The sequence below is a fragment of the Oscillibacter sp. CU971 genome (genome assembly GCF_905219725.1).
GTDB lineage: Bacteria > Bacillota > Clostridia > Oscillospirales > Oscillospiraceae > Oscillibacter.
Genome location: NZ_CAJMXG010000347.1, coordinates 1 through 2,545, shown reverse-complemented (window position 1 = coordinate 2,545; position 2,545 = coordinate 1). Strand labels below are relative to the sequence as shown.

General features: G+C 60.2%; 2 protein-coding genes. Both read right to left on the bottom strand.

The features are described 5' to 3' along the window. Positions 1-374 precede the first annotated feature (374 nt). Entirely contained in the window at positions 375-1,739 is a 1,365-nt protein-coding gene (gene radA, locus JX325_RS15155; RefSeq protein WP_204791899.1) for a DNA repair protein RadA, read from the bottom strand. Next, complete coding sequence (locus tag JX325_RS15150; RefSeq protein ID WP_204791898.1) at positions 1,736-2,473, bottom strand: N-acetylmuramoyl-L-alanine amidase; 738 nt, start codon at positions 2,471-2,473, stop codon at positions 1,736-1,738. The genes radA and JX325_RS15150 overlap by 4 nt, the downstream gene beginning before the upstream one ends. Between the last annotated feature and the right edge of the window lie 72 nt (positions 2,474-2,545).

Below are 2,545 nucleotides of genomic sequence, written 5' to 3'. Positions count from 1 at the left end.
TGCAAAATATCAGGCCGGAAGCTGTTTTCCCACTCGTTTCAGTGGTTCAGCTTCCGGCCTGTTTCAGCGGTCATTTCACAAAAAACCTTGATTTATTTTGTTCAATCGCCTACGCCTTTCCTTTGCCTCCTCCCTTGTAAAGATATCGTTTTTCTTCGGCCTGCCGCCGGACGCTTGTCCATCTTCAAGCCAGGCCATTGTCATAAAATCCGACGTTCCGGTCACACTATGGAACATCAAAGGACCATTGTCGGAACGGAGGATCGCCTTGATTCCATGCACCAGCGAATGTGTCTATCAATCTGACGGCTTATGCACACTGGACAGCGCCGCCGCCGCCGGCGTGCCCGCTTTAGGCGGCGCCTGCGTCCACTTTATCCCCGCAAAGCGGCTCGAATCGCCTCACCGATATTCTGAACGGGCAGAAGCTGCAAATCCGGGAAGCTCTCCAGCCCTTGACGGGCCGGAATCACACAGCGTTTGAACCCCAGCCGCCGGACCTCGGCTACCCTCTGGGACAGCTGGCTGACGCTCCGCAGCTCTCCGGTGAGTCCGACTTCCCCGACGGCCGCCAGATCGCCGGGGACGGGCTTGTCCAAGTAGCTGGAGGCCAGCGCCACCACGGCGGCCAGGTCCGCGGCGGGCTCGTCCAATTGCAGCCCGCCGATGATGTTCAAATAGGCATCACAAGTAGACAGCTTTAATCCCCCTCGCTTTTCCAAAACCGCCAGCAGCATGGCCGCCCGGTTGTAGTCGAAGCCGTTGCTCGTCCGCCGGGGATTCCCCGCCGCGGAACCTACCACCAGGGCCTGAACCTCCGCCAGTACCGGCCGGGCCCCCTCCATCACGCAGGTGACGCAGGTTCCCGGCGTTTCCTCCGGCCGGCCGGACAACAGCATTTTGGAGGGATTTTCCACCTCCGTCAGCCCGCCGTCCCCCATCTCAAAGACGCCGATTTCATTGGTTGCCCCAAAGCGGTTCTTCGCCGCCCGGAGGATGCGGCAGAAGGTATGCCGGTCCCCCTCGAAGTACAAGACACAGTCCACCATATGTTCCAAGACCTTGGGCCCGGCGATGGAGCCCTCCTTGTTCACATGGCCGATGACAAACACCGTGATGCTGCTCCCCTTGGCCAGCTGCATCAAGGCCATGGTACAGTCTTTTACCTGGCTGACGCTGCCCGCCGGAGAATCCAGCGCATCATTATAAAGCGTTTGAATGGAGTCCACAATCAACACATCCGGCTGCTCCTGGTTTACCGCCTCCAGCATTTCTCCCAGGCCGGTCTCCGACAGCACCAGCAGGTTTTCGCTCTCCACATGGAGCCGCTGGGCCCGGAGCTTCAGCTGGTGCTGGGACTCCTCGCCGGATACATACAATACCTTCGCGAACCTGCACAGCTTCCCGCAGATTTGCAGCATCAGCGTAGACTTTCCGATACCGGGCGCACCGCCCACCAGGACCAAAGAGCCTTTGACGGCCCCGCCGCCCAGGACGCGGTCCAGTTCTCCCATGCCGGTGGAAAAACGGATCTCCACGCTGTCCCCCAGTTCCGTCACCGGGAGGGCCTTGGGAGGAGCGGCGGCCCGGGAGGAAGCGCTCCTCCCCTTCCCTTTCACGGCAGGTTCCGGCCGCTCTACTACTGTATTCCACGCGCCGCAGGCGGGACAGCGCCCCGCCCACTTGGGCGTCTCATTGCCGCACTCCGTGCAGTAAAAAAGTGTTTTCGGCTGTTTCATCTCAAGTCTCCAGATTCGTTTTCCATCGTCCCGGCGTTCAGGTATCCCGCCGCGACGGCGGCCGCCAGCCGCAGCTGATAGGCCGGGTCCTGCAAGCGCTCCGTCTCCTGTGTATTGGAGAGAAATCCGCATTCTACCAAAATACCCGGCGCGGTGATATGTTTCATTAAATAAATACTGTCGGGGATTTGCCGGGGATGCTTGCCGTTTCCGGCGTTGACAGCGGTGTTCAAAGCGTCCTGAATGCTTTCCGCCAGCGCTTCCGCCCCTTCCTGCCGGTTCCAGAACACCTGGGCCCCATGGGTTACCGGAGACGAAGGCAGGCTGTTTTGGTGGATGCTCAGAAGAATGGCGTTTTCCGTCTCCTCCACCAGCTTCACCCGGTTCTTGAGGTCAGAGGTCTTCCGCTGACGCATCGTGTCCAAGCCCTGATCGCAGATGGTCACGTCCTCCATCCGGGTCAGCCGTGTCCGCAGTCCCGCGAAACGCAGCAGATCGCTGACCCGCAGGGACACCGCTAGGTTGATTTGGCTCTCCGCCACGCCGCCGGGAGAAACCGCTCCCCCATCCTCCCCGCCATGGCCGGGGTCGATCACCACAGTGACGGGAACTTCGTCCCGGACATGGAACGCCGGAACAGCGCTCCCCCTCCACAGTACTGCCGCCAAACCCAAAAAGAAGCAGCAGAACAGGCATGAGAGAACCAAATCGCGTTTTCGCAGCAGGATGACCACGGACAGCGCCCCCTTCGCAAAGCTTCATGCTAAGAGGATATGTCCGGCGGCTTATCCCCTGTCTCTTATACA

Coding starts and splice junctions, on each gene's coding strand:
- radA (WP_204791899.1), bottom strand. CDS start 1,739: ATGAAACAGCCGAAAACACTTTTTTACTGCACGGAGTGCGGCAATGAG.